Source organism: Promicromonospora kroppenstedtii DSM 19349, from assembly GCF_000515355.1.
GTDB lineage: Bacteria > Actinomycetota > Actinomycetes > Actinomycetales > Cellulomonadaceae > Promicromonospora > Promicromonospora kroppenstedtii.
Genome location: NZ_KI911606.1, coordinates 6,554 through 8,565, shown reverse-complemented (window position 1 = coordinate 8,565; position 2,012 = coordinate 6,554). Strand labels below are relative to the sequence as shown.

1 protein-coding gene is annotated in these 2,012 nt (G+C 74.6%); it reads right to left on the bottom strand.

Features of this window, described 5'->3' with window-relative positions; translation table 11 throughout:
* Positions 1-2,012, bottom strand: a 2,012-nt coding sequence (locus tag PROKR_RS03600; RefSeq protein ID WP_157601868.1) for a S8 family serine peptidase, incomplete at both ends; no start/stop codon positions are given.

Genomic DNA, 2,012 nt, shown 5'->3' with positions numbered 1-2,012 from the left:
GGCCTGCGCCAGGTCAGCGATCTCCCGGGTGTCGGCGGCGTGCACGACGACGGCGGTGTCCGTCAGGCCGTGCCCGCCCCCGTGCCGTGCCAGGTCGGACAGGTCGGACGGTCCCTCGACCTCGACCACGCGCAGCGTGCGCTTCCCCGCAGGCAGCGGCGTCGCGCCCCGCTTGACCCGCAGGTCGCCCAGGCCGTCGAAGCCGCCCCGGCCCGCGAGCACGGTGAGCGCCGGCTGCTCCAGGCGGAACTGCGCCCCGAACTCGAACAGGCCCTCGGTGACCTTCTTCCCCGTGGGCAGCGCCCACAGGCTGTCGTACTCGCCCGCCGGGAACATGGAGCTCGCCGTGTACCCGCCGTTCGGGAACTGCCGGATGATGTCCAGTCGCATGGCACCCGGGTCCGTGTCCTGCGGCACCTCGGCCCGCACCTGGACCGCCTTGCGGGCGTCCAGCACGATGTCGCGGTCCTGGCTCAGGTCCACGTCCACGAAGCTCAGCAGCGCCGTGCCGAGCGAACCCCGCCCGTTGGCACCCTCGACGTCGACCGACAGCCAGCCGCTGTAGCTGCCCACCGGCATCCGCAGCACCGCGGTGCCGTTCTCGTCCAGGTCCGCCCCGGCGAAGATCTGGTCCGACGTCACCAGCAGCTTGCCCGTCGCGGGCCGGCCGTCGTCGCCGGTGACCGTCACGGTCAGCTTCTGGCGCTGCCCCTCGCGGGTCGCGCCCGTCAGCGTGCGGGCCCGCACGGCCCCGGCGTCGTCCGTCGCCACGACCGTGGCGCTCAGGTCTACCTCCGCCGGCAGCAGCGAGAGGTCCGCCGTGAGGTCCACCGACGCCGTGCCCCGCGCAGGAACGGTCACCGTCGGCGAGGACAGCGTGAGGAAGCCCGCCGGGACCGCGCCGTCGACCGCGAGGTGCAGGTCGACCGGGGCGTCACCCAGGTTCGTGTAGGTGATCGGCTTCGACACCGGTTCGTCCGTACCGTCGCCGAACGTGTGGAAACCGAACCCGGCGCTCGCGGTGCCGAACACCGTGGCGGCCACGGCGGCGGGCGCGTCGAGGCGGCCGCTGCCGGCCTCGTAGGGGGTGTAGGCGGGGGTCGGCACGGCGGTGCTGACGATCGCCTCCTTGATCTGCTCCGCCGTCCAGTCCGGGTGGGCCGCCGCGACGAGCGCCGCGGTGCCCGCCACGTGCGGGGTCGCCATCGAGGTGCCGCTCATCGTCGTGTACATCCCGGAGCCGCGCACGAGCTGCGAGCGGGCCGCGAGGACGTCGACGCCTGGCGCCGTGATCTCGGGCTTGACCCCGCCGTCGACGGCGGGGCCCGTGCTGGAGAAGTCGGCCAGGGTGTCGGTCGCGTCGACGGCGCCGACGGCCAGGGCGGAGTCCGCCAGGGCAGGGGTGCTGATGGTGTGCGGCCCACCGTTGCCGGCGGCGGTCACGAACAGCGCGCCCGTCTCGGCGGTGAGCTCGTCCACGGCGGTCGCCATCGGGTCGTCGGCCCCGGCGGGCTCGCCGCCCAGGCTCATGCTGACGATGCGGGCGTCCTGGTCCCGCGCGGCCCACTCCATGCCGGCGATGATCCAGGACTCCATGCCACGCCCGTTGCTGTCGAGCACCCGGCCGACGTGCAGTCGCGCGCCCGGGGCGACGCCCCGCTCCAGCCCGTCGGAGGCCGCGCCGGTGCCCGCGATCGTGGAGGCGACGTGCGTGCCGTGCCCCTGGTAGTCCTCGACGTAGTCCTCGGTCTCGACGAAGTTCGCGCTCGCGGCGACCTGGTCGGCAAGGTCGGGGTGCGTGGGGTCGATGCCCGTGTCGAGCACGGCGACGTCCACGCCCTCACCCGTGTTGCCGTCGGCCCAGACGTCGGGCGCGCCGATCTGGGCGGTCGACTCGGCGAGGTCGGCGGTGACCGGGCCGTCGAGCCAGATCTTCTCGATGCCGCCGGCGAACGCGGGGGCACCGCCGGTGGTGCGGGCGCCCGCCGCAGGGCCGTCGGTCAGGGCGGTCC